Consider the following 26,313-nt stretch of genomic DNA (forward strand, 5'->3'; position numbering starts at 1 on the left):
TCCGGATCAGGCGAGCGTCAGGCCGACCTCGAGGTTGCCGCGCGTGGCGTTGGAATAGGGGCAGATCTGGTGCGCGGTGTCGACCAGCTGCTGCGCCTGATCCCTGTCCACGCCGGGCAGATCGACGACGAGGTCGGCGGTGATGCCGAACCCGCCAGCCGAACGCGGGCCGATCCCGACGGTTGCGGTGACCGTGGTTTCGGCGGGCACCTTCACCTTGAGCTGCTGCCCGGCGACCTTGAGCGCGCCGATGAAACACGCCGAGTAGCCGGCGGCGAACAATTGTTCGGGGTTGCTCCCCTCACCACCGGCGCCACCCAGCTCCTTCGGCGTCGAGAGCGCGACCTCGAAGCGGCCGTCCTCGCTGCGCGCGCGGCCGTCGCGACCACCGGTGGCGGAGGCAGTGGTGGCGTATTTGACGTCGACGGACATGGCGATGATCCTTATCTCGATAATCAGTATCGCAGTATATAAAGATTGAGCGACACACTTGTCCACCAAAAAGATTATCGCGATAAGGAAAAGGCTGCTACGTGTCTGACATGGCTGACGCCCGTCCCCTAGATGAGCAGCTCTGCTTCTCACTCTACTCCGCAAGCATGGCCGTCGGACGCGCGTACAAGCCGCTGCTCGACGCGATCGGGATCACCTATCCACAATATCTCGTGCTGCACGCGCTGTGGGAACAGGACGCGCGGACGATCGGCGCGATCGCGGAGCGACTGGCGCTCGAATCGAGCACGGTGACGCCGTTGGTCAAACGGCTGGAGGCGGCGGGGCATGTCGCGCGCCAGCGCAACCCGGACGACGAACGACAGGTACGCGTGCTGCTGACCGACAGCGGGCGCGCGCTGCGGCAGCAATGCGGATGCCTCGCCGAGGAACTGGTCGCGCGTAGCGGCATGTCGCTCGACCAACTCGCCAGCCTCAACCAGCAGATCGCCGCGCTGCGCAGCGCGCTGGCCGCGGATCCCCAAAGCTGAACGAACCGGTCCCGATCGCGACAAAGTGACACACTTTCGGCGGTTTGGCGGGACGGGGTTGCGACAGACGCTGCCTATCTTCGTTCCCGTACCGCCGCGGATTGCGGTGCCAGTGCAAAGGAGCGTCACAATGAACCGTTTTCACCTGCTGATCGCCGGGATCGGCCTCGCCGGCATCACCGTTCCGGTCGCGGCCAGCGCCGCGCCGTGGCAGTCGATCAACGCGCGGCAGGCGCGACTCGACCAGCGGATCGATCAGGGCATCCGCAGCGGCAAGCTCGATCGCCGCGAGGCGACCCGGCTACGCCGCGACTCACGCCAGCTCGTCCAGCTTGAGACGCGCTATCGCCGCAGCGGCGGACTCTCGAACGTGGAGCGTCAGGACCTCAACCGCCGCTTCGACGCGCTGAGTGCGCGCGTCCGCTGGGACAAGCACGACCGCCGCTATCGTTGAGCGGCCTCCGCGATCAGCGCGTCGTCGATCGTGACGGCGCGCTGATAGGCCGGGCGTTGCTGGAGCCGATCGAGATAGCGCATGAACGTCTCGCGCTTTTCCAGCAGCCCGAATTGCGTGAACCAGCCGACCGCGCTGCCGACATAGACATCGGCGGCGGTGAAGCGATCGCCGGTGATGTAGCTGTGCGACGACACCGCATATTCGAGCGTGTCGACCGCCTGCGCGAAGCCGGCATAGCCGACCATCCCGCGCTTGCCCTCCGGCACGTCGACCCCCAGCACCTTGTCGACCATCGCCGCCTCCAGCGGGCCGGCGGTGAAGAACATCCAGCGCAGATAGGGCGCGCGTTCTTCCGCGCGCGGCGCGAGCCCGGCGGCCGGGAACGCCTCGGCAAGATAGGCGCAGATCGCCGCCGCCTCGCTGACCACCGCGCCGTCGTGGACGATCGTCGGCACCTTGCCGAGCGGGTTGGCGTCGAGCAACGCGGCCGGCTTCTGCGTCCAGTCGACCAGCACCGTATCGTAGGGCTCGCCGACCTCCTCAAGCATCCAGCGCGCGATCCGGCCGCGCGACATCGGATTGGTGTAGAAGGTCAGCGTCATGCGCGCGCATCCAGATGGCGGTGGAAGAAGTCGATCGTTCGCCCCCAGGCGAGATCGGCGGCGGCCTTGTCGTAGCGCTCGGCCGAGGTGTCGTTGTTGAAGGCGTGGTCGACGCCGGGATAGTCGAACGCCTCGACCGGCTTGCCCGCGGCCTTGAGCGCGGCGACCCACGGGACGCCGGTCTGCGCGACGCGCGCGTCCTTGCCCGCGTAATGGAGCATCAGCGGGACGTGCAGCTTCGGCGCCTCGGCGGGGTCGGGGGCCGGGCCGTAATAGCTGACCGCAGCGGCAAGCCCCGGTCCGGCGGCGAGCGCGACGCGGTCGACGAGCGCCCCGCCCCAGCAGAAGCCGACCGTCCCGACCTTGCCGGTTCCGTGCGACAGCTTGCCCAGCCGCCCAACCGTCGCCACCGCGGCGGCAAGCACCGCGTCCATGTCGGCCTTGCCGATCATCTCGCGCGCGACGTTCTCGTCGACAGGGGTGCCGCCCTGCGCGGAGAGGAAGTCAGGCGCGACCGCGAAGAAGCCGGCGAGCGCGACGCGGCGCGCGACATCCTCGATATGCGGTTGCAACCCGCGATTCTCGTGGATCACCATCACCGCGCCGATCGCGCGCCCGGGGTTGCGCGGGGCGGCGAAATAGCCGGTCATCTGCGCCCCGCCGCCGATCGCATAGCTACCCTTGCGGGTGACGAGCCGTGCGTCGCCGGGATCGGTGAGCGCGGCGGCGGCGGGCGAGGCGGCGATCCCGCCGATCAGCGCCTCGGCCGCGGCGACCGAGCCGGCGAGCGCGGTCATCTGGCGCAGCAGGGTGCGGCGGTCGCGATGCTCATGGGTGAAGGCGTCGTACAGGCCGATCGCCCGGTCGCGCAGGCTGGGGTCCATGACGGTTCCTCTCACGATTCGCTGTGGTTGTCGCAGAGGGTAGCGGGAAGCGGCCGGGGGCGGAAGGTGTGGGGTGATCGGCTTGCCGTAGAGTGCCGTCGCCCCTGCGAAGGCAGGAGCCTATGGCTGCCGGCGTTCTGCGGAGGCCTCTCGTCGAGAGCGCGGTCTGTGTGTCAGGTGTCTCGACATCCGTGAGAGACATGGGCCCCTGCCTGCGCAGGGGCGACGGCATTTCATCGCGTACGTCACCCCGGACTTGATCCGAGGTCCAGCTTCTTCTTGCGCCAGTCAGAAGCGGGGCCCCGGATCAAGTCCGGGGCGACGACATCACGCCTTTTCCAGCGTACATTGCAGCGGATGCTGGTTCTGCCGGGCGAAGTCCATCACCTGGCTGACCTTGGTCTCGGCAACCTCGTAGCTGAACACGCCGCATACCCCGACGCCCTTCTGGTGGACGTGGAGCATCACGCGCGTCGCCTCTTCCATGTTCATCCGGAAGAAGCGCTGGAGGCACAGCACGACGAACTCCATCGGCGTGTAATCGTCGTTTAGCATGAGGACGCGGTAGGGCGTCGGTTTCTTGGTGCGGGCGCGCGTGCGCGTGGCGATGCCGATCCCGGTGCCGTCACCGTCGGCATCGTCGCTCCGGCCCGCGGCCATCGGGACAATCTGCTGCTGCATGGACACTGCGCGAATATGGCACGCGGACGCGCGCAGGCAAGCCTGCAAACGCGCAAAAAAGGCGGCCGCATCGCTGCGGCCGCCCTCTTTCGCTACCGCGACCGCGCTCAGGCGGCGGTGCGGAACTTGTCGGCGGCGACCGCGACGCGGTTCTGCAGCGGCTTGGCGACGTCGCCGGCCAGCTTCAGCGTCGCTTCGGTCGAGCGCGAGGCTTCCTTGACCAGCGCGTCGAACGAGGCGCGGACGTACTCGGCGTGAAGCTGGAGCGCCTCGGTCGGCGACTTCACCGACGCCAGCGTCTGCACGAGCTGCGCGGTGCTCTCGTAACGGGCGCGCGCGAACGCGGCGGCGTCCTGCCCCATCGTCTCGAACGCCTGGGCGGCGATGCGGCTCGATTCGACCAGCGCCTCGACGTTGCCCTTGCCGAATTCCACCATGTCCTCGGCGACCTTGCGGCTCTTATCCATGGCGGCGCGCGCCTGCTCGCCGGCGTTGGCGAATGCCGCGCGGCCCTGCTCCTGCGCCTTGTCGGCGAAGGCCTTGGTCTGATCCTGCGCCTTCTCGGCGAACGTCGTGACGGTGTCGGTCATGGTCGTGTCCTTCACTTCCAATGGCGCTGCCGGGGCAGCCGGTTGCGGTTGGGTTACGGGTTCTTCGATCACGGGCGCAGGTGCGGCCGGTGCTTCCGCCACGGGCGCGGCGGGCTCCTCGGGGGCGATCACCACCGGTGCCGGCTCCTCGGTGATGGCCGGATTGGCGAGCACCGCGGGCACTTCCGGTTCGGCGGGAACCGGCGGCAGGACGGGCTTGGCCGACGCAACCGGCTTCGCCGCGGCACGTGCGCGACCCTTGGCCGGTGTGCCCGTCTTCCTGCCCTCAACCTTGCCGGTCTGGTCCACCATCGTGCCCGCTCCGTTATTTGCTGCACTGCACAATAATGATTCGTCGCGCAGGTTGCAAGTACCTCGTGCGGTGCAGCAGATGCCTTACCGCGCGCGGACGTAGCTGCCCGGCGCCTCCTCGATCGCGGGCAGCGCCCCTGCCCCCGGCACCCGCGCGCCTTCCGCCGCGACCGTCGCCGGAGCACGGTCGCGCAGCCACGCCGCCCAGTCGTTCCACCAGCTCCCCTTCACTTCCCGCGCGCTCGCGACGAAGGCGTCGAGCGTGTCGGCCGGCTGGTCGTTGATCCAATGCTGGTATTTGCCCGCGTCGGGCGGGTTCACGACCCCGGCAATATGACCAGATCCGGCGAGTACGAAGCGCAGCGGGCCGCGCAGATGCTCGGTCAGCTTCCAGACGCTCTCGGCGGGCGCGATATGATCCTCGCGCCCCGCCTGCACATAGGCGGGCGTCTCGACCTTCGTCAGATCGAGCGGCACGCCACCGACGTGCATCGCGCCGGGCTGCACCAGCAGGTTGTCGCGGTACAGATCGGTGAGATAGGCGAGGTGCCATTTGGCGGGCAGATTGGTGACGTCGCCGTTCCAGTGGAGCAGGTCGAACGGCGCATAATCCTTGCCGAGCAGGTAATTGTTGGTGACGTAATTCCAGATCAGGTCGCGTCCGCGCAGCAGGTTGAAGGTCGCGGCGAGATAGCGGCCGTCGAGGAACCCCTGCGGGCTGAGCGTCGCGATCATCTTGAGCTGTTCGTCGTCGACAAAGTGGAGCAGCTCGCCCGCGCGGGAGAAATCGACCTGCGCGGTCAGGAAGGTCGCGCTCGCGACCTTGTCGGCCTGCTCCTGCGCGGCGAGCCACGCCAGCGTCGCGGCCAGCGTCGTCCCCGCGACGCAATAGCCGACCGTGTGGACCGCGGGCACGCCCAGCAGATCGCGGACGGTGTCGATCGCCTCGACCTGCGCCGCGACATAATCGTCCCAGACGACGTCCGCCATCGACGCGTCCGCCGACTTCCACGACACCATGAACACGGTGATCCCCTGCGCCACCGCCCAGCGGATGAAGCTCTTCTCCGGCGTCAGGTCGAGGATGTAGAAGCGGTTGATCCACGGCGGGAAGATCACCAGCGGCGCCGCCAGCACCGTCTCGGTGGCCGGCGCATACTGGATCAGTTCGTACAGGTCGGTGCGCTTGACCACCTTGCCCGGCGTCGCGGCGAGATTGCGCCCGACCTCGAAGGCGGTGCCGTCGGTATGCGTCAGCTGCCCGCGTCCGATGTCGGACAGCATGTTGGTGAGCCCGGTGAGCAGGTTCTGTCCACGCGTCTCGATCGTCTTCTCGATCACCTCCGGGTTCGTCACCGCGAAATTCGACGGGCTCATCGCATCGACGAAGCCGGCCGTGGCGAACTTCAGCTGCGCGCGCGTCCGCTCGTCGACGCCCTCCAGCGCGTCGACCCCGCGCAGCATGTGGTCGGCGATCAGCGCATAGCTCTGCCGCATCCAGTCGAACGCCGGGTTGCTGCGCCAGGCGGGATTGGCGAAACGGCGGTCCTTCTCCTTCGCCCGCGCCGCCTCGGGCGCAGCGGGCGTCGTGAAGCGCTGCCACAGCGCGAGATAATCGCTCCAGAAATCGCGCGTCTGCTCGGCGAGACTCTCCGGCGGCGCGAGCGGCACGCCGGCCTCGAGCATCAACTGCTGCGCCCGGCCCATCAGCCATGTCCAATGCTGAAGATCGGCGAGATCGGGCAGCGTCTTGGGCGGGGCATGGGGCTCGGTCACGCGGGGTCCTCTCTCTCGGCTGCCGTAGGGTAACGACGTTGCAGCGCGAAGTCAGGTCCATCGCTTTTTGTTGCGCGGGGTGCCCGGCGCACGCGAATGGCTGTATAGCCGGCGGCGCAAAGGAGTATCAGCCCCGTGTCCGACGAATTCTACCGCATGAAGCGCCTGCCGCCCTATGTCATCGCCGAGGTCAACGCGATGCGGGCACAGGCGCGTGCGGGCGGCGAGGACATCATCGATCTCGGCATGGGCAACCCCGATCTGCCCCCACCCGAGCACGTTATCGCCAAGCTGGTCGAGGTCGCGCAGAAACCCGACGCGCACGGCTATTCGCAATCGAAGGGCATCCCTGGGCTGCGTCGCGCGCAGGCCAATTATTACGGCCGCCGCTTCGGGGTCGACATCGATCCCGAGACCGAGGTGGTGGTGACGATGGGGTCGAAGGAGGGGCTGGCGAGTCTGGCTACCGCGATCACCGCGCCGGGCGACGTGGTGCTCGCGCCCAACCCGAGCTATCCGATCCATACCTTCGGCTTCATCATCGCCGGCGCGACGATCCGCGCGGTGCCGACGACGCCGGACGAGCATTATTTCGATAGCCTGCAACGCGCGATGGAATTCACGATCCCGCGCCCGAGCGTGCTGGTCGTCAACTATCCGTCGAACCCGACCGCCGAAACGGTTGACCTCGCCTTCTACGAGCGGCTGGTGGCGTGGGCGCGCGAGAACGAGGTGTGGATCCTGTCCGACCTTGCCTATTCGGAGCTGTATTTCGACGGCAAGCCGACCGTCTCGATCCTGCAGGTGCCGGGCGCGAAGGATGTCGCGATCGAATTCACCAGCCTGTCGAAGACCTATTCGATGGCCGGATGGCGGATCGGCTTCGCGGTCGGCAACAAGAAGCTGATCGCGGCGATGACGCGCGTGAAGTCGTACCTCGACTACGGCGCGTTCACGCCTGTTCAGGCAGCGGCGTGCGCGGCGCTCAACGGGCCGCAGGATATCGTCGAGAAGAACCGCCAGCTCTATCACAAGCGCCGCGACGTGCTGGTGGAGAGCTTCGGGCGCGCCGGGTGGGACATCCCCGCCCCGCCCGCGAGCATGTTCGCCTGGGCACCGTTGCCACCGGCGTTGAAGCATCTGGGATCGCTGGAGTTTTCCAAGCAGCTGCTGACGCATGCCAAGGTCGCGGTCGCGCCGGGGGTTGGCTATGGCGAGAATGGCGAGGGGTTCGTGCGGATCGCGATGGTCGAGAACGAGCAGCGGCTGCGGCAGGCGGCGCGCAACGTAAAGCGCTATCTGCAGAGCATGGGGGTGAACACGCCGGGGAAGGTTGCGGGGTGAGTTTGCAAGGGTCGTCGCGCCGGACTTGATCCGGGGGTCTGCTTTTCTTTGGCTTGTCGCGCCGGGCCAACCCCGTTCGCCCTGAGCTTGTCTTCTGGCCCGTGCTTCGACAGGCTCAGCACGAACGGTGAGATGTCGCGCGCGCGATCAGGAGAAGAAGCGGGATTCCGGGTCGAGCCCGGGACGACGAGGGGGTGTAGGGCCAATGCTAACCGTCATTGCGAGCGGAGCGAAGCAATCCAGTGCCGGACCAGGACGCCCTGGATTGCTTCGCTCCGCTCGCAATGACGCGCGCGCTGCCGACACGAAAAAGGCCGGCCGCTCCAGCGAGCGACCGGCCTTTTTCACATCCACACCGAAGCGACGGGATCAGCCGTCGTAATCGGCGCCGAGGTTCTGGTTGCGCGGCGGGGCGACAGCGGTGAGGCGCAGCGCCTCGGCCGAGGCGGCGAGGCTGCCGATCGCATCGGCCTCTTCCTCGTCGTCGATCTGGACGCGCTGCAGGCTCTGCACCACCGATTCGTGCAGATCCTTCGGCCGCACCGTCTCCTCAGCGATCTCGCGCAGCGCGACCACCGGGTTCTTGTCGCGATCGCGATCGATCGTCAGTTCGGCTCCGCCCGACACCTGCCGCGCGCGCTGGGCGGCAAGCAGGACCAGATCGAAACGGTTCGGGATCTTGTCGACGCAATCCTCGACAGTGACGCGCGCCATCCGCGTATCCTCTAAACGGTAAACTCAGGGAAGCTGGAGCAGGTACGCGGCCCGGTGCCGTTCGTCAAGGAAAGGCTGCGCTTGCCGGATGCCGCCCCAGCCGCCATCTCCCGCGACATGGAGGACGCCGCCCCGCAACCTGTGTTCACGGTCGACGGCAACCGGCTGACCTTGCTCGATACCGGGCCACGACGACTGGACGCCGTGCTGGCGTTGATCGATGGCGCGACCCGCACGCTGCGCATCCTCTATTACATCTATGCCGACGATACGAGCGGGCGGCGGGTCAATGACGCGCTGATCGCGGCGGCGCGGCGGGGCGTGGCGGTCAAGCTGATCGTCGACGGCTTCGGGAGCGAGGGCGACGACTTCTTCGATCCGTTGCGCGACGCCGGCGTGTCGGTGTGCCGCTTCTCGCCGCGTATCGGGCGACGCTATCTGTTGCGCAATCACCAGAAGCTGGCGCTCGCCGACGCCGAGGACGTTGACGAGGGCGGAGCGAAGATCATCATCGGCGGCTTCAATATCGAGGACGATTATTTCGGTACCCCGAAGGAGCAGGCGTGGCGCGACCTTGGGCTGCTGGTCGAAGGGCCGGCGGCAGCGCGGATCGCAGGCTATTTCGACGCGCTGGAACAAGGCATCCACAATGGGGGCAAGATCCGGCGGCTCAACAAGGCGCTGGCGCAGTGGAGCGAGCGCGAAGGAAAGCTGCGCTGGCTGATCGGCGGGCCGACGCGGCATCTGTCGCCGTGGGCGCGTGCGATCCGCGCCGACATGCGCCACGCGACGCGGATCGATATCATCGCCGGTTATTTCACTCCGAGCCCGACCGTGCTGCGGCGGCTGGACCGCGCGGGCAAGCGCGCGGCGACGGTGCGGGTCGTCACCGCCGCGCGCTCCGACAACAATGTCACGATCGCGGCGTCGCGCTTCACCTATGCGGGATTGTTGCGGAAAGGCGTGCGAATCTGGGAATATGCCGCGACCAAGCTGCATACCAAGCTGTACGTGGTCGACGACGCGACATGGATCGGGAGCGCCAATTTCGACATGCGCAGCCTGTTCATCAATCTGGAGCTGATGCTGCGGATCGAGGATGCGGCGTTCGCCGAGCACGTCCGCGGCTATGTCGATGGCGAGATCGCGCAATCGAACGAGGTGACGGTGGACGCGTATCGCAAGGCGACCGGGTGGTGGCAGCGCGGCAAGCAATTCGCGGCGTATCTGCTGACCGCGGTCGCGGATCCGGCGATCTCGCGCGGGCTGAACTTCGGGATCGATGAATAGTGGGGTGTCGTCATTGGCTACCCCGACCCTGTCGTCGCTCCAGATAACCTTCGACTCGACAGCGACAACGGTCACTCCACCGCCAACGCTTCCTCTTCCTGCTCCTGCGCCTGTCGCGCCCACATCTCCGCATAGAGCCCGCCGTGTGCGAGCAGCGCCGCGTGCGTGCCGCGCTCCACCACGCGTCCCGCCTCCAGCACGACGATCTGGTCGGCGTTGACGATCGTCGAGAGCCGGTGCGCGATCACGATCGTGGTGCGCCCGCGCTCGATCGCCTCGAGCGTCTCCATGATCTCGGCCTCGGTCCGGCTGTCGAGCGCGCTGGTCGCTTCGTCGAGGATCAGGATCGGCGGATCTTTCAGCAGCGTCCGCGCGATCGCGACACGCTGCTTCTCGCCGCCCGACAGCTTCAGCCCGCGTTCCCCGACGCGCGTCGCATAACCATCCGGCTGGCGTTCGATGAACCCGGCGATCGCCGCGCCGCGCGCCGCCTGCTCAATCGCCGCCTGATCCGCACCGGCCCGACCATAAGCGATATTGTAGCCGATCGTATCGTTGAACAGCACCGTGTCCTGCGGAACGATCCCGATCGCGGCGCGCAAGCTCGGTTGCGTCACCTTTGCGATGTCCTGTCCGTCGATCGTGATCCGCCCGCCGCCGACGTCGTAGAAGCGGTACATCAGCCGAGCGAGCGTCGACTTGCCTGCTCCGGACGGCCCGACCACCGCGCAGGTGGTGCCGGCCGGCACGTCGAGGTCGATGCCCTTCAGGATCGGCATGCCCTTGTCATAGCCGAACACCACATTCTCGAACCGCACCGCGCCGCGCGACACCAGCAACGCGGGGGCGCCGGGCGCATCGACCACCTCGGACGGCGTATCGATCAGGTCGAACATGGCGCCCATGTCAATCGCACCCTGCCGGATCGTGCGATAGACCATCCCGAGCAGGTCGAGCGGGCGGAACAATTGCGACAGCAATGTCGACACCAGCACCACCTCGCCCGCGGTGAAACGGCCCTGACTCCAGCCATAGGCGACCCACGCCATCCCGCCGCCAAGCATCGCATTGGTGATCGCGGCCTGCCCGATGTTGAGCCACGCGAGGCTGTTCTCGCTGACCACCGCGGCATCGGCATAGGCGCGCATCGCGCGGTCGTAGCGCTGCGCCTCGCGTTCCTCGGCGCCGAAATATTTGACCGTTTCAAAGTTGAGCAGCGAGTCGACCGCATGCGCGACCGCACCGGTATCGAGATCGTTCATACGCTCGCGCAGTGCCGAGCGCCAGTCGGTGACGAGCCTCGTGAACCAAATGTAGAGCGCGACCATCGCGACGGTGCCCGCGACCAGCTGCCACCCGAACTTTACCCAGAAAATGCCGAGCACCAAGGTCAGTTCGAGCACGGTCGGCGCGATGTTGAACAGCAGGAAGTAGAGCATCGTGTCGATGCTCTTGGTGCCGCGCTCGACTACCTTGGTGACCGCGCCGGTGCGGCGTTCGAGGTGGAAGCGAAGCGAGAGCTGGTGGAGGTGACGGAAAACGCGCGCCGCCAGCCGGCGGGTCGCCTCCTGCCCGACCCGCTCGAACACAGTATTGCGCAGGTTGTCGAACAGGGTGCTGCCGAAGCGCGCCGCGGCGTAGCCGACGATCAGCAGCACGACGAGCGACAGCGGCGTGGTCGGTACCGCCATGCCGTCGACCGCGCCCTGCAACGCGAAGGGCGCGCCGTACACCTGCACCAGCTTCGACAGCACGACCAGCAGCATCGCGCCGACCACGCGCAGCTTCATCCCCGGCGCATCGGCGGGCCAGAGGTCGGGCAGGAAGCGGCGGAGCGTCGGCAGCAGCGGGCGCTCGGCGGCGGAGGAGGTCGATCTGTCGGGTGGCATGGGTGACCGGGATGTCGTGCGCGAGACCACGCGCGTCAACCGTCCCGCGGCGGGACCGGCCGCGGATCGGAACGAGCCGGCCGCAGCCTCGTTTTATCTACGAAGGGAAGACGAGATGGAAGCTGCTTTCTTCGTCATGGCGATCATGGGGTGCGGCGATGCCGCGACGACCTGTGCCACCGCTCGAATCGCGCCCGTGCATTATGCAACGGTGCAGCAATGCCAGGCCGCGATGCCCGACGTCCTCGCGCGCAACAACGACCTCGATTACCCGGTCGTCAGCGCGGCGTGCCAACGTCACGGCGTGCAGATGGTCGAGCGGGGTTCGGAGAAGGCGAAGGGGTAGCAACAGAGCGCCATCCCCGCGGAAGCGGGAGTCCAGAACCTCCGACGGCGAGGCTCTTACGAAGACCTGCGGGACTGGATTAACGCCTTCGCCGGAATGACGTTGTGGGCTGTCATCTCGCCCTTACCGCCGTCACAAAGTAGTCGAGGGCCGTCGAGCCGCCTAGCGTGAAGCCGTTCAGCCCTACCAACAGGCCTGTGACGTCGACGACGTCGCAGCAGGCGTCGACGATCATTGCCGACAGCTCGTCGGGCGTCAGGAACTTGTCCCAGTCGTGCGTCCCGCGCGGGATCTGGCCGAGCCGCTCGGCGCCCTCGACCAGCGCGACACGCGACCACCAGGTGCGGTTGGGCGTACTCATCACCAGCAGCCCGCCGGGCGCGACCGACGCCGCCAGGCCGGCGACGAACGCGTGCGCGTCGGCGACATGCTCGACCACCTCAAGCGAGCAGACCAGATCGAATGTCTCGCCCGCCACCGCCTCGACCCCGCCGGTGCGATAGTCGATCGTCAGCCCGCGCCCTTCGGCATGGACCCGCGCGACCGCGATGCTTTCCGCCGCCGCGTCGACCGCGGTCACCGCGCCGCCCATCCGCGCCAGCGGCTCGGCGAGCAGCCCCGCGCCACATCCCATGTCGAGCGCGCTTTTACCCGCCAGCGGTGCGAACGAGCGATCGTCTAGGTCCCAATGCTGGTCGATCGCGGCGCGCAAATACTTCAGCCGCACCGGATTCAACCGGTGGAGCATCGCCGACGAACCGTTCGGATCCCACCATTCCGCCGCCAGCTTGCCGAAATGCGCCGCCTCGCGCCCGACCACCGAGGCATGCGGGGCGGCGGGGATGGTTACGGTTGATACGCTTGCGTCGGTCATGCGTGCTTCCTATCAGGACGCCCCTCTCATCCCAAGGCGTTTGGATACGGCATTGGCGCGCATCGTCATGAAATTCGGCGGCACTTCGATGGCGGGGATCGAGCGGATCCGCTCGGTCGCCGCGCGGGTGAAACGCGAGGCCGCCGCCGGCAACCAGGTGGCGGTGGTCGTCTCGGCGATGGCGGGCGAGACCGACCGGCTGGTCGGCTTCTGCCGCGAAGCCTCGCCGCTCTACGATCCGCGCGAATATGACGTCGTCGTCGCCGCGGGGGAGCAGATCACCAGCGGGCTGCTCGCGATCGCGCTGCAGGCGATCGGCGTGCCGGCGCGCTCGTGGCTGGGGTGGCAATTGCCGATCAACACCGACGACGCCTTCGCCAAGGCGCGGATCGGGACGATCGACACCGCCGCGCTCGACGCCAGCCTGGCGGCGGGCGAGGTCGCGGTGATCCCCGGCTTCCAGGGCGTCTCGGCCGAGAGGCGGATCACCACGCTGGGGCGCGGCGGGTCGGATACGTCGGCGGTGGCGATGGCGGCGGCGATGAAGGCCGACCGCTGCGACATCTACACCGATGTCGACGGCGTCTATACCACCGACCCGCGGATCGTGCCGCGCGCGCGCAAGCTCGCCAAGGTGACCTACGAAGAGATGCTGGAACTCGCCAGCGTCGGCGCCAAGGTGCTCCAGACCCGCTCGGTGGGGCTGGCGATGAAGGAAAAGGTCCGCGTTCAGGTGCTGTCGTCGTTTACCGGCGAAGACGCACCGATGGCGGACACATTGCCCGGTACGATGATCGTGGGCGAAGAGGAGATCGAAGACGTGGAACGCCAGCTCATCACCGGCATCGCACACGACAAGAACGAGGCGAAGATCACGCTGACCAGCGTGCCCGACAAGCCGGGCTCGGTCGCGGCGATCTTCGAGCCGCTGGCGGCGGCGAACATCAACGTCGACATGATCATCCAGAACATCGCGCACCGCAGCCCCTCCACGACCGGGGCGAGCAGCAGCGCGACCGACGTGACCTTCACTGTCCCCGCCGCCGACCTGCCGCGCTCGATCGAGGCGCTCAACCAGGCGCGCGAGACGATCGGCTTCGGCGAGCTGATCCACGACATGCGCGTCGCGAAGATCAGCGTCGTCGGGGTCGGGATGCGCAGCCATGCCGGCGTCGCCAGCTCGATGTTCACGACGCTGGGCGCGCGCGGGATCAACATCCAGGCGATCTCCACCAGCGAGATCAAGGTGTCGGTGCTGATCCACGAGGACGAGACCGAGCTGGCGGTGCGCGTGCTCCACACGGCTTACGGGTTGGACGCCGACGAAGCTGCGTGAGGCCGGGCGAGCAGCACCGCCCGTTCTTTTCGTCGTAGTCCCCTCGGCGGTGGAAATTCAGAAGCTCTGACATCGCAGCTTCAACACAGCCCGCGCGTCTGGATTTCCGCCTTTGCGGGAATGACGAAGTGGGCGGCTATGCCGCCCCGCCAGCCTCAATCTTGCGCGACGACCTCGCCCGCGACCTGCGAGTCCGGGATGCGGGTGCGCTCGGCCTGAAACCCCAGCGTCGCACGGCCGTGTGCGGTGCCGGCGACATCGGCGATCAGGTACAGCGGGCGGCGCTTCGCCTCGATATACAGGCGGCCGAGATACTCGCCGATCATCCCCAGCACGAACATCTGGATCGACGACAGCACCACGACGACCAGCATCGTGGAGGTCCAGCCCTGCACATGGTCGCCGACGAAATAGCCCCACCCGATATAGACCAGCAGCAGCATCGAACATGCCGCCAGCACGACCGACAAATGGCTGGCCCAGCGCAGCGGCGCGGTCGAGAAGCCCGTCACCGCGTCCAGCGCCAGCCGCACCATCTTGCCGAGCGGATAGTTGGTCTCACCCGCATGGCGCTCGGCGCGGTCATAGGGAAACGGCACCTGACGGAAGCCGACCCACGCCACCATCCCGCGGATGAAGCGCGCCTGTTCGGGCAGCGCGAGGAGCGCATCAAGCGCGCGGCGGGTCATCAGCCGGAAATCGCCGGTATCGAGCGGAATCGCGGTATCGGTGACGCGGTCGAGCACGCGGTAGAACGCCGCGGCAGTCGCCTTCTTGAACAGCGTCTCGCCCTCGCGCTTCCGCCGCACCGCATAGACGACATCGGCCTGTTCCCGCGCCATCATCAGCCGCATGTCGGCCAGCAACTCGGGCGGATCCTGCAGATCGGCGTCGATGATCAGGATTTGCTCCCCCGCGCAGAGGTCCAGCCCCGCGGTCAGCGCGAGTTGATGCCCGTGGTTGCGCGACAGGTTGATCGCAACGACGCGCGGGTCCTCGGCTGACAGACGCCGCATCGCCGCCCAGCTGTTGTCGCGCGAACCATCGTTGATCAGCACGATCTCATGATCGTCACCCACCGCCGCCCGCGCCGCCGCGGAGACGCGCGCGTGAAGCAGCGGCAGCGTGGCCTCTTCGTTATAGCAAGGGACGACGACCGAAAGTGCGGGACGATGCATAGCCCCCGCATCTAGCCGAAGCTCATCCGCGCGTCACGATCTTTACCAAGCGACCCGGCGTCAATTGTGCCTCATCTTCGATCGCATTGAGCGTCATGAAGCGATCGCGTTGCAGATCGTCATAGGCCATCTGGCGCGAAAGCGAATCGATCGTGTCGCCGCGCTTGACGGTGACAATGCGGATGCGCTTGCCCGATCCCTTCTCATCATAGGCCAGCCCGTCGAGCTGGCGGAGGAAGGTGACGTCCTGCGGCGGTTCGGTCAGCGGGCGCCCGGTCGCCTTGGCGAGCGCGGCGGCGCGGCGCACGCGGTCGGCGCTGTTGGGATGGGTCGAGGCCCAGCCCGGCACCTGCTGCCCGCCCTTGCCGCCGACCTCCGCCTGCAACTGGCTCTGCGCGTCGAGCTGCGCGAGCATGTCGGCGGCGGCATAGGGGTCGTAACCGGCGGCGGTAATGTACTTCACCCCCAGTCCGTCGGCGGCATATTCCTGATCGCGGCCGTATTTTAGCACGTAGAGCTGCGCCCCACTGCGCGCCGCAGTGCCGACCAGCTGCCCGGCCGCGCTGTTGCCCGCCGCCGCGCCGACCACCGCCGCCAGCACGCCGCCGATCGTCGCGCGCTGATTGCGCGACGCCGAATGGCGCGCGGCGACATGGCCGACCTCATGCCCCATCACCGACGCCAGCTCCGCCTCGGTATTCATCAGCGCCAGCAACTGACGCGTGACGTAGATATAGCCGCCGGGGATCGCGAACGCGTTTTCGACCGGTGAGTCGAGCAGCGTGACGGTGAAATCGCCTTGCGCATTGGACAGGCCCGACTGCACCGCGACCCGCTTGCCGACCCGTTCGACATACGCGGCCTGCAGTCCGCCGTATTTGCCGCCGAACTGCGTCAGCAACTGCGGGTTGGCGCGCGCGCCCAGCACCTTGTCGTTCGCGGAAATCGCTTGCGCCGCAGCCGGGGTCGCGGTGGTTGCCAGCATCGCGGCAAGCAACATGGGTCGTAGCATGGTCGTTCCTCCCGTACCCGCCAGAATGCGGGAAGGCCGCAGTGGTTTCCACCAGCCAAGATGGCCTGGGTTGCCAGACATGCTAAGCTGCTGATTAACGTGATCTTGATTCCTGAGTGAGCAGAACTTGCCCGACGACGACTCGGGGTCCCCGCTACCATGTTGAACAGCCTACCGATCGGGAAGAAGATCGCCGCCGCCTTTTGCGCGGTGATCCTGGCGGTGCTGGTGATGATGACCGTGCTGTGGATGCTGCTATCGCGGATTGAGGCGACCAGCGATGTCAGCGCACGCGGACAGGAAGTGGTGGCGCAATCGTTGCAGATCGAGATCGGCATGCTGCGCCAGAACAGCCAGATGCGCGGCTTTCTGGTGACCGGCGACGAAGGCTATTTGAAGCAATATCGCGAAGGGCAGGCGCAGGTCACGGACGGCACGGCCAAGCTGCACACCCTGTTCGCCAACCAGCCGGCGCAGCGCGCCAAGGTCGACGAATCGCTCGCCCGCGCCGCTGACTGGCGTCAGCAGGTGGCGGACCCGATGATCGCGCTGGCGCGCACCGATCGCATGGCAGCGCAGGAGCGGCTGCGGGCGGTCAGCAAGAAGGTGACGCTCGTTCCCGTGCTCGCCCCGTTGCGCGAGCTGCGCGACGAGGAGACGGCGCGTGGCGAGGAGGCCAGCGCGGCCCGGACCAGCGCGTTGCTGACCGGCAAGATCGCGCTGGCGCTCGGCGGCCTAGCGATGATCGGCATCGCGGTGCTGGTATCGATGCTGTTGAGCCGCGCGCTGGCGCGTCCGGTCGTGCGGCTGACCGGGGTGATGGACACGCTGGCGCGCGGCGATCACGGATTGAGCGTGCCGGATACGGATCGCGCCGACGAGCTGGGCAGCATGTCGCGCGCGGTGCTGGTCTTTCGTGACGCCGCCGCCGCCAAGGCGCAGGCCGATGCCGAGCAGCAGCAGGTGATGACCGACGTCGGCGGCGCGCTCGCGCGGCTCGCGGAGGCGGATCTGTGCGCGACGCTGCGCGGCTTTCCGCCCTCCTATGCGGCGCTGGAGCGCGACTTCAACACTGCGGTGGCGCGGCTCGCGGCGGCGCTGGGCACGGTACGCGGCAGCGCCGGCGGGATCGCGACCAGCACCGCCGAGATGCACGCCGCCACCGACGATCTCGCCCAACGTGCCGAACAACAGGCGGCGAGCCTGGCCGAAAGCGCAGCGGCGGTCACCGAAATCGCATCGTCGGTGCGCGCCACCGCCGATGAGGCAAAGGCCGCGATCGGCGTCGTCGATCGCGCCACCGCCGACGTGCGGCATAGCGAGGAGATCGTGCGCCGCACGATGACCGCGATCAACGATATCGAACGCTCGTCGAACGAGATCGCCGAGATCATCGCGCTGATCGACGGCCTGTCGTTCCAGACCAATCTGCTCGCGCTCAACGCCGGGGTCGAGGCCGCGCGTGCCGGCGACGCGGGCAAGGGCTTTGCGGTGGTCGCCAGCGAGGTGCGCGCGCTCGCCGAACGCTCCGCGGATGCCGCGCGCGACATCAATGCGCGGATCACCAACACCGTGCAGCGCGTCCGCAGCGGCGTCGAACTGGCGCAGGAAACCGACGCCTCGCTGCGCGCGATCACCAGCGGGATCGACGAGATCGCCACGTTCGTGACCAAGATCGCCGACAGCGCCGCCTCGCAAGCGGCGAGCATCGGACAGGTCAATGTCGCGATCGGCGAGATGGACAGCGCGACGCAGGCCAATGCCGCGATGGTCGAGGAAGTCACCGCCGCATGTCGCCTGCTCACCACCGAGACGGTGACGCTGGAGAGTCAGGTCAACCGCTTCCGCGTCGGCGACGTGGCCGAAGCGTCGCCCCCACCCGCCGCGGTCCGCCGTCCGCTACGCAGCGCCGCCACCGGGCGCGCGACCGCGGCGATGAAGACGGTCGCGCAGGAGGATTGGAGCGCGTTCTGACCCGTACCGTCAGACCCGCTCCGCTGCGTTGACCGCATCGGCGGCGCGGAGCGCGGAGAGCAGCCGCATCAGCTGATGCGCGTCGTGCACCTCCACATCGATGACGTTGGTGTGGAATTGCGTGTCGCGATTGTCGAGCCGCAGGTTGATAATGTTCGCCTTGTGCTGTCCGATGATCGTCGCGAGCATCCCCAGCGCACCGGGCTGGTTGCGGACCTCGATCGAGATGCGCGCGGTCGCCCCCTCGGTGGCGTGCCCCCATTGCACGTCGATCCAGTCCGTTTCGTCCTCGCTGCGCTCCGCCAGATCGGCGAGCACGCGACAGTCGATCGCATGGACCTCGATCGACGCGTCGGGGCGACGCAGACCGACGATCCGGTCGCCGGGCACCGGGTGGCAGCAATCGGCGAGCTCATATGCGACACCCGGCGCGAGCCCCTCGATCGAAATCGCGCTCGACTGCGGCGGCGCGTTGGCGACATCGGCACCCGCCGATCCGGGCATCAGCGCCTCCATCACCTGCCCGTCGGTCAACGTTCGCCGCGCGATCGCCTGCATCAGCGCGGCCTCGTCGGCGAGCTTCAGCCGCTTGAGTGCCTCGTCGATCGCATGGTCGGACAGCGTCGCGGGCAGCCGCTGGACGATGTCGTCGTACAGCTTGCGCCCCAGCGCGATCGTCTGCTCGCGCTCCTCGTTGCGCAGGTGGCGGCGGATCGCGGCCAGCGCCTTGGCGGTGATCGCGACCTTCAGCCACGCCGGCTGCGGCACCTGCGCCTTCGATCGCAGCACCTGCACCTGATCGCCATTCTCCAGCACCGTCGACAGCGGCACGACGCGGCCGTTGACCTTCGCGCCGACCGCCTGGTCGCCGAGATCGGTGTGCACCGCATAGGCGAAGTCGATCGGCGTCGCGCCCTTCGGCAACTGGATCAGTTCGCCCTTGGGGGTGAAGGCGAAGATGCGATCCTGATACATCGCGATGCGGGTATGTTCGAGCAGCTCCTCGGGTGTCGCCGCGGTGTCGAGGATCTCGACCAGATCGGCGATCCAGTCCTGCTGCGATTCGGGGCGGACCGGGTGTGCGCCGACCGATTGCTTGTACGCCCAGTGCGCCGCCAGCCCGAACTCGGCCTCGGCATGCATGTCGGGGGTGCGGATCTGGATCTCGATGCGGCGGTTCTCGGCATGGATCACGCTGGTGTGGACCGAGCGATAGCCGTTCCGCTTGGGCGTCGAGATATAATCCTTGAACCGCCCCGGCACCGCCGGCCAGCGGCGGTGGATGAGGCCGAGCGCGCGGTAGCAATCCTCGATCGTCGGGACGATCGCTCGGAATGCCATGATGTCGGACAGCTGCTCGAAGCTGATGTGGCGCTCCTGCATCTTGCGCCAGATAGAATAGGGATGTTTTTCGCGTCCCGACACCTGCGCATCGACGCCGCCGCGGCCGAGCAGCAGCTTCAGCCCGGAACCGATCTTGGCGATCCGGTCGCCGCCCGATCCTTCCTTGAGCTGCTCCAGCCGCCGGGTGATCGACTCATACGCCTCGGGCTCGAGTTGCGCGAAGGCGAGCGTCTGCATCTCCTTCATGAACTCATACATGCCGATCCGCTCGGCGAGCGGGGCGTAGATGTCCATCGTCTCCTTGGCGATGCGGCGGCGCTTCTCCGGCTTGGGGATGAAGTGCAGCGTGCGCATGTTGTGGAGCCGGTCGGCCAGCTTCACCAGCAGCACGCGGATGTCGCCCGACATCGCCATCAGGAACTTGCGCAGGTTCTCGGCGGCGCGCTCGTTCTCGGTCTGCGCCTCGATCTTGCTCAGCTTGGTGACGCCGTCGACCAGCCGCGCGATGTTCGCGCCGAAGATCCGTTCGATCTCCTCCGGCGTGGCGACCGTATCCTCGACCGTATCGTGGAGGATCGCGGTGGCGATCGTCTCGTCGTCGAGATGCAGCTCGGTCAGGATGCCCGCCACCTCGATCGGATGGCTGAAATAGGGATCGCCGTTGGCGCGCTTCTGCGTGCCATGCGCGTTGACCGAAAAGACATAGGCGCGGTTGAGCATCGCCTCATCGGCGTCGGGGTCATAATCGAGGACCCGGTCGATCAGTTCATATTGTCTCAACACGGGATGAGGATGGGGCCGGTTGCGGCCGCATTGCAACATTCCCGTGCAGAAAAATACCGCCACGCCACGCGACGTGGCAATTCGGCATCGCTTTTACCGCTTTGCCCGATCAGCGCGCGGCCCAGCGGACCGCGTTGGTCAGCATCCGGCGCACGTTGGCATCGTCATAGACCGCCGGCTCATGCCCGAGCGCCGAGTAGAAGACGCGACCCTTGGCGTGCGGATTGACCCACGCCACCGGATGCGACGCCCCCATCGCGAGCTTGCCGCCGACGCGGTAGCTGCGCTCGTCGACGCGCGCGAGCACGGTCATGCCGCGCATCGCGGGATCGTTCGAGAAGGAATACCATTCGTCGGCGAGCGGAAAGCGCTTCGCGACGCCGGCCATGACCGGATGCTGCGGCTTGTCGACGATCACCTGTGCGGTCTGGATATGATCGTCGCCATTGGGATGGCCGATGAAGGTCGTGCCAATGATCGTGCTGTCGTACCACGGCTCCTTATGGCTGTCGTCGCCCGCGGCGTGGAGCGCGACGACCCCGCCGCCGCGCGCCACGAAGCGCTCGAACGCCGCCAGCTGATCGGGGCTCATGAAATTGCCGCTCGCACTGTTGAGCACGACGACCGCGAAGTGGCTGAGATCGCGGTCGTTAAAGACCGCGGCATTCTCCGTCGCGAAGCTCTTGCGGCCGAGCTGGCTGGCGATCTCGCCCAGCACCTCGTTGGAGTGCGGGATATGCTCGAAATGCCGCCAGCCGTTGGTTTTCGAGACGATCAGCACCGCGCCCTTCAGCCCGGCGGGCAGCGTCGGGGCGACGGTGTCGACGACCGGCGCGGGCAGATGCGGGTCGCCCGGCGCCTGCGCCGCCGCCAGCATCGCGATCATCAGCAAAGATTTCAGCATCATCCGTCTCCTGCCTGCAGCCTAGCCGGTGGGCAGGCGGAGGTGAAGCGGACTTTGGTCGGGGATACCTTCGTCAGTCGAGCAGCGTGATGCTCATCGTGATCCGTTGCTCGCCATGCGCGGGCACCTCGAACACGCCGGGCTTGTCGCGATACTCGCCATCGAAGCCTTCGGGATCGGCGATGCCGTGCCACGGCTCGACGCAGACATAGGCCGCGCCTGGCTTGGTCCAGATCCCCAGCTTCGGCGTATCGGGGAACGCGATATGGAGCTGCGGTGCGCCTTCGACGCCGTAAATAACCGACTGCGAGGCGACCGGGTCCCACACCAATGCGTCGTCGGCGAACAGATCGTCGGCGAGGTGCAGAACGGGACCGTCGAGCGGCGAAAGGCGCTCGGTCGCGGCGATCGTGCCGTCGGCGGCGATCACCTTGAGCGCACCCGGCTCGTTCTTCTCGAACGCGATGCGATGCGCGGCGCGGTCCTGCCCGTACGGCAACGGCCAGGCGAAGGCGGGGTGGAAGCCGAAGCTGGCCGGCAGCGGCGCATCGGCCGGGTTGACGACCGTCACCTCGATGCCAAGCGTCGCGTCGCGCAGCTCGAACGCCACCTCCAGCCGGAACGCGAACGGATAGGCGGCGCGCGTCGCCTGATCGTCGGTCAGCGCGAAGACCGCACGTGCGGGGCTGGTCTCGATCACCGAAAACACGCTGCGCCGCGCGAAGCCGTGCTTGGCGATCGGATAGGATACGCCATCGACCTTGATCGCGCCGCTGGCGGTCATCCCGACGACCGGGAACAGCAACGGCGCGCGCCCGGTCCAGAAACGCGGGTCGGCGTCGGTCATCAGCTCGCGCCCGGCGGCGTCGGTCAGCGACGACAATTCCGCACCGAGCGGGTTGATCGCGGCACTCAGCGTGCCGTTCGCAATGCGGATCCAGTCGTCAGCCACGTAGTTGCGCTCCCTGTTTGGCGGCAACGGCGACCACCTTGTCGGCGATCGCCTTCAGATCGGCGTCGGTGAAGCTCTTGTCGGCGGGCTGCAGCACCAGCTCGACCGCGACCGACTTGTGCCCCTCGGCGACACCCGCGCCGGTGAACACGTCGAAGACGCGCGCACGGGTGATCGTCGCCTTGTCCGCGCCCTTCACCGCGCGCACCAGCGCCTCGGCCGACACATCGGCGGGAACGAGGAACGCAAAGTCGCGGCGCACCGGCTGGAGCGCGGGCGGCGCATAGGCCGGACGCATGAACCCCGACCCGCGCTTCGCGGGGATCGCGTCGAGGTACAATTCAACCGCCGCGACCTGCCCCGACAGGTCGAACGCCTTCATCACCGCCGGATGCACCGCGCCGAACGCCGCCAGCACCGTCTTCGGCCCGAGCCGCAACGTGCCCGAGCGACCGGGGTGGAAGGCCGCGCCCGCCTCGCCCATCACCTGCAGATTGTCGACCGGCGCGCCCGCCGCCGCCAGCAGCGCCAGCGCCTCGGCCTTGGCGTCATAAGCGTCGAACCCGGCGGCCTTCCCGTCGCGCCAGCCGCGCGCGCGGCGGTCGCCCGCCAGCACCACGCCCAGCGTCGCGCGCTCGCCCTCGGCCAGATAGCGCCGCCCGATCTCGAACAGCCGCACGCCCTCCGCGCCCTGCCGCAGGTTGCGCTCGGCGGCGGACAGCAGCCCCGGCAACAGCGACGGGCGCATCACCTTCAGCTCCTCGCTGATCGGGTTCGCCAGCCGCCACGGCGCGTCGCCGAACGGCGCCACCTGCTTTTCGCTCAGGAAGCTCCACGTCACCGCCTCGTCGAGCCCGCGCGCCGCCGCCGCGCGGCGGGCGCGGCGCTCGACGCGCTGCTCGGGGGTTGCGGTCGGGCGCGCGACGCCGGGGGTGCGCGGCAACGGCACGGGGGCGACCTTGTCGATCCCTTCGATGCGGATCACTTCCTCGACCAGATCGGCGGTGCCGTCGATATCGCGCCGCCACGTCGGCGGGGTGACGTTCCACGCGTCGTCGACCGTGAAGCCAAGCGACGCGAGGATCGCGCGCTGCCGCTCGGGCGCGACCGCGAGTCCGCCGAGCGTCTCGGCGCGCGCCGGGTCATAGGCGTAAGAGCGCGTGCCGAGCGGCGGCTCGCCCGCGCGGGTGACGCCGGTGGCCTGGCCGCCGCAATATTCGAGGACGAGAAAGGTCGCGATCGCGAGCCCGTCGTCGAGGAACGCCGGGTCCACCCCGCGCTCGAAGCGCTGGCGCGCGTCGCTGGTCAGCGCCAGCTTCTGCCCGGTGCGCGCGATCGCCTCGGGGGTGAAATAGGCGCATTCGATCACGACGTCGGAGGTCGCGTCCGACACGCCCGAATGCGCGCCGCCCATGATCCCGCCGATGTCGTGCACCGCGACGTCGTCGGCGATGACCGTCATCCCCGCCGACAGCGTATAGGTCTTGCCGTTGAGCGCCTCGACCGTCTCGCCGTCCTTCGCCTGACGCGCGACCAGTCCGCCCGACAGTTTCGCCTTGTCATAGACGTGCAGCGGGCGGCCGAGATCAACCGTCAGGTAGTTGGTGATGTCGACCAAAGCCGAGATCGGCTTCTGCCCGATCGCACGCAGCCGCTTCGTCATCCACTCGGGCGCGGCGCCGTTGGTGAGGCCGCGCACTTCCTGCGCGAAGAACGCCGGGCAACCCGCCGCGTCCTCGATCCGCACGTCGGGCCCGTCGCCCTCGCCCGCTACCTCGGGTACGGTCGGCGCGACCAGCGTGCCGAGCCCCGCCGCCGCGAGATCGCGCGCGATACCGTGGACGCCCATGCAATCCTGCCGGTTGGGGGTCACCGATACCTCGATCACCGGATCGCCGAGCCCGGCATAATCGGCGAAGGCGGTGCCGACCGGCGCATCCTCGGGCAATTCGATGATGCCGTCGTGATCCTCGCCCAGCTCCAGCTCGCGCGTCGAGCACATCATGCCGTTCGATTCGACGCCGCGGATCGCGGCGACCTTCAGCACCATGCCGTTCGCGGGCACCGCGGCGCCCGGCTTGCCGAATACGCCGACCAGCCCGGCGCGCGCATTGGGCGCGCCGCACACCACCTGCAACGGACCGTCACCCGCATCTACCGACAGCACCTGCAACTTGTCGGCCTGCGGATGGCGCTCGGCGGTGAGCACGCGCGCAACGGTGAAGCCGTCCAGCTTCGCGGCGGGGTCGGTGACGCCTTCCACCTCCAGCCCGATGTTGGTGAGCGCGACCAGAATCTCGTCGAGCGACGCGGTCGTTTCGAGGTGATCCTTGAGCCAGGAAAGGGTGAATTTCATCTTTTATCCCGTCGCTCCTGCGCAGGCAGGAGGCTAAATATCGTTGCCGGACGGCGATCAGGCCGGCGTGCCGACGCCGCCCGACAGCGTCGGCACGTCGAGCGCGCTGAACCCGTAATGTTTCAGCCAGCGGATATCGCCGTCGAAGAACGGGCGCAGATCGTCCATGCCGTATTTGAGCATCGCCAGCCGGTCGATCCCGCAGCCGAACGCGAACCCCTGCCATTCCTCGGGATCGAGCCCGCACGCCGCGATCACCTTCGGGTGGACCATGCCGCTGCCGAGCACTTCCATCCAGCCCCCATCGCCCTTCGTCGGATCGCCGCCGATCACGCGCTTTCCCTTGACGATCGAATAGCCGACGTCGACCTCCGCCGACGGCTCGGTGAACGGGAAATAGCTCGGGCGCAGGCGGAGCACGATGTCGTCGCGCTCGAAGAACGCCTTGAGGAACGTCTCCAGCGTCCATTTCAGATGGCCGAGCGTGATCCCCTTGTCGATCACCAGCCCTTCGACCTGATGGAACATCGGCGTGTGCGTCGCGTCGCTGTCGGAGCGATAGGTGCGCCCCGGCGCGATGATCCGGATCGGCGGCTTGTTGGCCAGCATCGTGCGGATCTGCACCGGCGAGGTATGCGTGCGCAGGACGCGCGGCGTCTCGCGGTCGTTCGGATCACTGTCCTCACGTCCGGCGAGATAAAAGGTATCGTGCATGGCGCGCGCCGGATGCGTCTCCGGGATGTTGAGCGCGCCGAAATTGTGCCAGTCGGTCTCCATCTCCGGCCCGCTCGCCACCGCGAAGCCGAGGTCGGCGAAGATTTCCGCCAGTTCGTCCATGACCTGACTGACCGGATGCACCGTGCCCGCGAGCGGCGCGTCGGCGGGCAGCGTCATGTCGAGCGCCTCGCTGGCGAGCTGCGCGTCGAGTGCGACCTGCTCCAGATGCGCCTTGCGGGCCGCGATCGCGTTGGTCACCGCCTCGCGCAGCCCGTGGACCGCGGGGCCGCGCGTCTGGCGCTCCTCGGGGCTGAGCGCGCCCATCGTCTTGAGCAGCTGCGTAACGCGCCCCTGCTTGCCCAGCGCATCGACGCGCACCGCCTCCAGCGCATCGAGCGAGGCGGACGCGTCGATCGCGACCAGCAGGTGGGTCTTGAGGTCGTCGGTGTCGGTCATCGTCTCATCCGTCATGCGCGCTGTCCAAGCCGATGCTCGCGCCCAAGTCCAGCCATTGCGGATTCGTTTGCTCGATCAGCCGCAGCTTCCAGTCGCGATTTCATTTCTTGAGCTGCTTTTCGCGCAGGATCGCGGCGGGCATCGTGTCGGCGGTTTCGTACCAGACGAGGCGGTTCACGTCGTAGCGTGAGGTGAAGCCTTTGAAGGCGCCCTCGCGATGCTGGATCAGCCGCGCCAGCAAGTTCGAGGTAACGCCGATGTAGAGCGTCCCGTGCGGCCGGCTGGCGAGAATGTAGACGCACGGTTGCCGCTCCAATTCCCGCCCCCTTCGTCATTCCCGCGTAGGCGGGAATCCAGAACCTCTGACGTTTGCGCTTCTATCGACAGACCTGCGGGTCTGGATCCCCGCCTCCGCGGGGATGACGTTAGCGGCGGGGCAAGGGCGGTGAAAGACGCTGCCTCGTTGCCGGCGGGGGGCGGTTACCCATTTCCGTCATTCCCGCGGAGGCGGGAATCCAGAACCTCTGGCGGTTGCGCCTCCATCGACGGACCTGCGCGT

General features: G+C 67.7%; 23 protein-coding genes and 1 pseudogene. 7 read left to right on the plus strand and 17 right to left on the minus strand.

What is annotated here, in order from left to right:
* Positions 1-6 precede the first annotated feature (6 nt).
* Positions 7-432: an organic hydroperoxide resistance protein gene (locus tag AADI75_RS05045; protein ID WP_341207956.1), complete on the minus strand. Its 426-nt coding sequence runs from the start codon at positions 430-432 to the stop codon at positions 7-9.
* A gap of 110 nt (positions 433-542) precedes the next feature.
* Between AADI75_RS05045 and AADI75_RS05050 the strand changes: the two genes are divergently transcribed.
* Entirely contained in the window at positions 543-983 is a 441-nt protein-coding gene (locus AADI75_RS05050; protein ID WP_341207957.1) for a MarR family transcriptional regulator, read from the plus strand.
* 130 nt (positions 984-1,113) lie between these two features.
* Complete coding sequence (locus tag AADI75_RS05055; protein ID WP_341207958.1) at positions 1,114-1,437, plus strand: hypothetical protein; 324 nt, start codon at positions 1,114-1,116, stop codon at positions 1,435-1,437.
* Here the strand turns inward: AADI75_RS05055 and AADI75_RS05060 are convergent.
* From AADI75_RS05060 to phaC, 5 genes are all read right to left on the minus strand, one after another.
* On the minus strand, positions 1,428-2,042 hold the full coding sequence (locus AADI75_RS05060; protein WP_341207959.1) for a glutathione S-transferase family protein: 615 nt from the start codon (positions 2,040-2,042) through the stop codon (positions 1,428-1,430). The genes AADI75_RS05055 and AADI75_RS05060 overlap by 10 nt on opposite strands.
* On the minus strand, positions 2,039-2,926 hold the full coding sequence (locus tag AADI75_RS05065; protein ID WP_341207960.1) for a dienelactone hydrolase family protein: 888 nt from the start codon (positions 2,924-2,926) through the stop codon (positions 2,039-2,041). Before AADI75_RS05065 ends, AADI75_RS05060 begins: the two co-directional genes overlap by 4 nt.
* A 327-nt stretch (positions 2,927-3,253) precedes the next feature.
* Entirely contained in the window at positions 3,254-3,586 is a 333-nt protein-coding gene (gene clpS, locus AADI75_RS05070) for an ATP-dependent Clp protease adapter ClpS (protein WP_341207994.1), read from the minus strand.
* A 128-nt stretch (positions 3,587-3,714) separates the two neighbouring features.
* Positions 3,715-4,509 carry a phasin family protein gene (locus tag AADI75_RS05075; RefSeq protein ID WP_341207961.1) on the minus strand — a complete coding sequence of 265 codons (795 nt, stop codon included), beginning with the start codon at positions 4,507-4,509 and terminating at the stop codon, positions 3,715-3,717.
* 84 nt (positions 4,510-4,593) lie between these two features.
* The gene (gene phaC, locus AADI75_RS05080) at positions 4,594-6,285 is read right to left on the minus strand and encodes a class I poly(R)-hydroxyalkanoic acid synthase (protein ID WP_341207962.1); all 1,692 of its coding nucleotides are present in this window, start codon (positions 6,283-6,285) and stop codon (positions 4,594-4,596) included.
* A 135-nt stretch (positions 6,286-6,420) separates the two neighbouring features.
* On the opposite strand from phaC, the gene AADI75_RS05085 reads away from it, so the two are divergent.
* Positions 6,421-7,629 (plus strand): LL-diaminopimelate aminotransferase, encoded by a 1,209-nt coding sequence (locus AADI75_RS05085; RefSeq protein WP_341207963.1) that lies wholly within the window; start codon positions 6,421-6,423, stop codon positions 7,627-7,629.
* Positions 7,630-7,998: 369 nt separating this feature from the next.
* Here the strand turns inward: AADI75_RS05085 and rpoZ are convergent, their stop codons facing one another.
* Entirely contained in the window at positions 7,999-8,343 is a 345-nt protein-coding gene (rpoZ, locus tag AADI75_RS05090; protein WP_022687961.1) for a DNA-directed RNA polymerase subunit omega, read from the minus strand.
* 117 nt (positions 8,344-8,460) lie between these two features.
* Here rpoZ and AADI75_RS05095 point away from each other — a divergent pair, with 117 nt between their 5' ends.
* Positions 8,461-9,633: a phosphatidylserine/phosphatidylglycerophosphate/cardiolipin synthase family protein gene (locus AADI75_RS05095; protein WP_341207995.1), complete on the plus strand. Its 1,173-nt coding sequence runs from the start codon at positions 8,461-8,463 to the stop codon at positions 9,631-9,633.
* Positions 9,634-9,704: 71 nt separating this feature from the next.
* On the opposite strand, the gene AADI75_RS05100 is transcribed toward AADI75_RS05095, so the two are convergent.
* Positions 9,705-11,522: an ABC transporter ATP-binding protein/permease gene (locus AADI75_RS05100; protein ID WP_341207964.1), complete on the minus strand. Its 1,818-nt coding sequence runs from the start codon at positions 11,520-11,522 to the stop codon at positions 9,705-9,707.
* 115 nt (positions 11,523-11,637) lie between these two features.
* Between AADI75_RS05100 and AADI75_RS05105 the strand changes: the two genes are divergently transcribed.
* Positions 11,638-11,868, plus strand: a complete 231-nt coding sequence (locus AADI75_RS05105; protein WP_341207965.1) for a hypothetical protein — start codon at positions 11,638-11,640, stop codon at positions 11,866-11,868.
* A 112-nt stretch (positions 11,869-11,980) separates the two neighbouring features.
* Here the strand turns inward: AADI75_RS05105 and ubiG are convergent, their stop codons facing one another.
* Entirely contained in the window at positions 11,981-12,742 is a 762-nt protein-coding gene (ubiG, locus tag AADI75_RS05110) for a bifunctional 2-polyprenyl-6-hydroxyphenol methylase/3-demethylubiquinol 3-O-methyltransferase UbiG (RefSeq protein WP_341207966.1), read from the minus strand.
* Between the two features lie 52 nt (positions 12,743-12,794).
* On the opposite strand from ubiG, the gene AADI75_RS05115 reads away from it, so the two are divergent.
* A complete protein-coding gene (locus tag AADI75_RS05115) occupies positions 12,795-14,078 on the plus strand; it encodes an aspartate kinase (protein ID WP_341207967.1) in 1,284 nt (427 codons plus the stop codon).
* A 155-nt stretch (positions 14,079-14,233) separates the two neighbouring features.
* On the opposite strand, the gene AADI75_RS05120 is transcribed toward AADI75_RS05115, so the two are convergent.
* Positions 14,234-15,256, minus strand: a complete 1,023-nt coding sequence (locus AADI75_RS05120; protein WP_341207968.1) for a glycosyltransferase family 2 protein — start codon at positions 15,254-15,256, stop codon at positions 14,234-14,236.
* Positions 15,257-15,278: 22 nt separating this feature from the next.
* Complete coding sequence (locus AADI75_RS05125) at positions 15,279-16,268, minus strand: M48 family metallopeptidase (protein ID WP_341207969.1); 990 nt, start codon at positions 16,266-16,268, stop codon at positions 15,279-15,281.
* A gap of 159 nt (positions 16,269-16,427) precedes the next feature.
* Here AADI75_RS05125 and AADI75_RS05130 point away from each other — a divergent pair, with 159 nt between their 5' ends.
* Positions 16,428-18,242, plus strand: a complete 1,815-nt coding sequence (locus tag AADI75_RS05130; RefSeq protein WP_341207970.1) for a methyl-accepting chemotaxis protein — start codon at positions 16,428-16,430, stop codon at positions 18,240-18,242.
* A 9-nt stretch (positions 18,243-18,251) separates the two neighbouring features.
* Here the strand turns inward: AADI75_RS05130 and AADI75_RS05135 are convergent, their stop codons facing one another.
* The 6 genes and pseudogenes from AADI75_RS05135 to AADI75_RS05160 form a co-directional block, all read right to left on the minus strand.
* Entirely contained in the window at positions 18,252-20,369 is a 2,118-nt protein-coding gene (locus tag AADI75_RS05135; RefSeq protein ID WP_341207971.1) for a bifunctional (p)ppGpp synthetase/guanosine-3',5'-bis(diphosphate) 3'-pyrophosphohydrolase, read from the minus strand.
* 109 nt (positions 20,370-20,478) lie between these two features.
* Positions 20,479-21,273 (minus strand): ThuA domain-containing protein, encoded by a 795-nt coding sequence (locus AADI75_RS05140; RefSeq protein WP_341207972.1) that lies wholly within the window; start codon positions 21,271-21,273, stop codon positions 20,479-20,481.
* 73 nt (positions 21,274-21,346) lie between these two features.
* Positions 21,347-22,225, minus strand: coding sequence for an aldose 1-epimerase family protein (locus tag AADI75_RS05145; protein WP_341207973.1), 879 nt, complete (start codon positions 22,223-22,225; stop codon positions 21,347-21,349).
* Complete coding sequence (pheT, locus tag AADI75_RS05150; protein ID WP_341207974.1) at positions 22,218-24,581, minus strand: phenylalanine--tRNA ligase subunit beta; 2,364 nt, start codon at positions 24,579-24,581, stop codon at positions 22,218-22,220. Before pheT ends, AADI75_RS05145 begins: the two co-directional genes overlap by 8 nt.
* A gap of 57 nt (positions 24,582-24,638) precedes the next feature.
* Positions 24,639-25,754 (minus strand): phenylalanine--tRNA ligase subunit alpha, encoded by a 1,116-nt coding sequence (gene pheS / locus AADI75_RS05155; RefSeq protein WP_341207975.1) that lies wholly within the window; start codon positions 25,752-25,754, stop codon positions 24,639-24,641.
* A 4-nt stretch (positions 25,755-25,758) separates the two neighbouring features.
* Positions 25,759-26,070, minus strand: a pseudogene (locus AADI75_RS05160) (GIY-YIG nuclease family protein).
* Between the last annotated feature and the right edge of the window lie 243 nt (positions 26,071-26,313).

The sequence above is a fragment of the uncultured Sphingomonas sp. genome, assembly GCF_964021865.1.
In the GTDB taxonomy this organism is placed as follows: Bacteria; Pseudomonadota; Alphaproteobacteria; order Sphingomonadales; family Sphingomonadaceae; genus Sphingomonas.

What these genes read in the sequence shown, in the direction of transcription:
- AADI75_RS05045 (WP_341207956.1), bottom strand. Translation starts at nt 432, where the DNA reads ATGTCCGTCGACGTCAAATACGCCACCACTGCCTCCGCCACCGGTGGT.
- AADI75_RS05050 (WP_341207957.1), top strand. Translation starts at nt 543, where the DNA reads ATGGCTGACGCCCGTCCCCTAGATGAGCAGCTCTGCTTCTCACTCTAC.
- AADI75_RS05055 (WP_341207958.1), top strand. Translation starts at nt 1,114, where the DNA reads ATGAACCGTTTTCACCTGCTGATCGCCGGGATCGGCCTCGCCGGCATC.
- AADI75_RS05060 (WP_341207959.1), bottom strand. Translation starts at nt 2,042, where the DNA reads ATGACGCTGACCTTCTACACCAATCCGATGTCGCGCGGCCGGATCGCG.
- AADI75_RS05065 (WP_341207960.1), bottom strand. Translation starts at nt 2,926, where the DNA reads ATGGACCCCAGCCTGCGCGACCGGGCGATCGGCCTGTACGACGCCTTC.
- clpS (WP_341207994.1), bottom strand. Translation starts at nt 3,586, where the DNA reads ATGGCCGCGGGCCGGAGCGACGATGCCGACGGTGACGGCACCGGGATC.
- AADI75_RS05075 (WP_341207961.1), bottom strand. Translation starts at nt 4,509, where the DNA reads ATGGTGGACCAGACCGGCAAGGTTGAGGGCAGGAAGACGGGCACACCG.
- rpoZ (WP_022687961.1), bottom strand. Translation starts at nt 8,343, where the DNA reads ATGGCGCGCGTCACTGTCGAGGATTGCGTCGACAAGATCCCGAACCGT.
- AADI75_RS05095 (WP_341207995.1), top strand. Translation starts at nt 8,461, where the DNA reads ATGGAGGACGCCGCCCCGCAACCTGTGTTCACGGTCGACGGCAACCGG.
- AADI75_RS05100 (WP_341207964.1), bottom strand. Translation starts at nt 11,522, where the DNA reads ATGCCACCCGACAGATCGACCTCCTCCGCCGCCGAGCGCCCGCTGCTG.
- AADI75_RS05105 (WP_341207965.1), top strand. Translation starts at nt 11,638, where the DNA reads ATGGAAGCTGCTTTCTTCGTCATGGCGATCATGGGGTGCGGCGATGCC.
- ubiG (WP_341207966.1), bottom strand. Translation starts at nt 12,742, where the DNA reads ATGACCGACGCAAGCGTATCAACCGTAACCATCCCCGCCGCCCCGCAT.
- AADI75_RS05120 (WP_341207968.1), bottom strand. Translation starts at nt 15,256, where the DNA reads ATGCATCGTCCCGCACTTTCGGTCGTCGTCCCTTGCTATAACGAAGAG.
- AADI75_RS05125 (WP_341207969.1), bottom strand. Translation starts at nt 16,268, where the DNA reads ATGCTACGACCCATGTTGCTTGCCGCGATGCTGGCAACCACCGCGACC.
- AADI75_RS05130 (WP_341207970.1), top strand. Translation starts at nt 16,428, where the DNA reads ATGTTGAACAGCCTACCGATCGGGAAGAAGATCGCCGCCGCCTTTTGC.
- AADI75_RS05140 (WP_341207972.1), bottom strand. Translation starts at nt 21,273, where the DNA reads ATGCTGAAATCTTTGCTGATGATCGCGATGCTGGCGGCGGCGCAGGCG.
- pheT (WP_341207974.1), bottom strand. Translation starts at nt 24,581, where the DNA reads ATGAAATTCACCCTTTCCTGGCTCAAGGATCACCTCGAAACGACCGCG.
- pheS (WP_341207975.1), bottom strand. Translation starts at nt 25,754, where the DNA reads ATGACCGACACCGACGACCTCAAGACCCACCTGCTGGTCGCGATCGAC.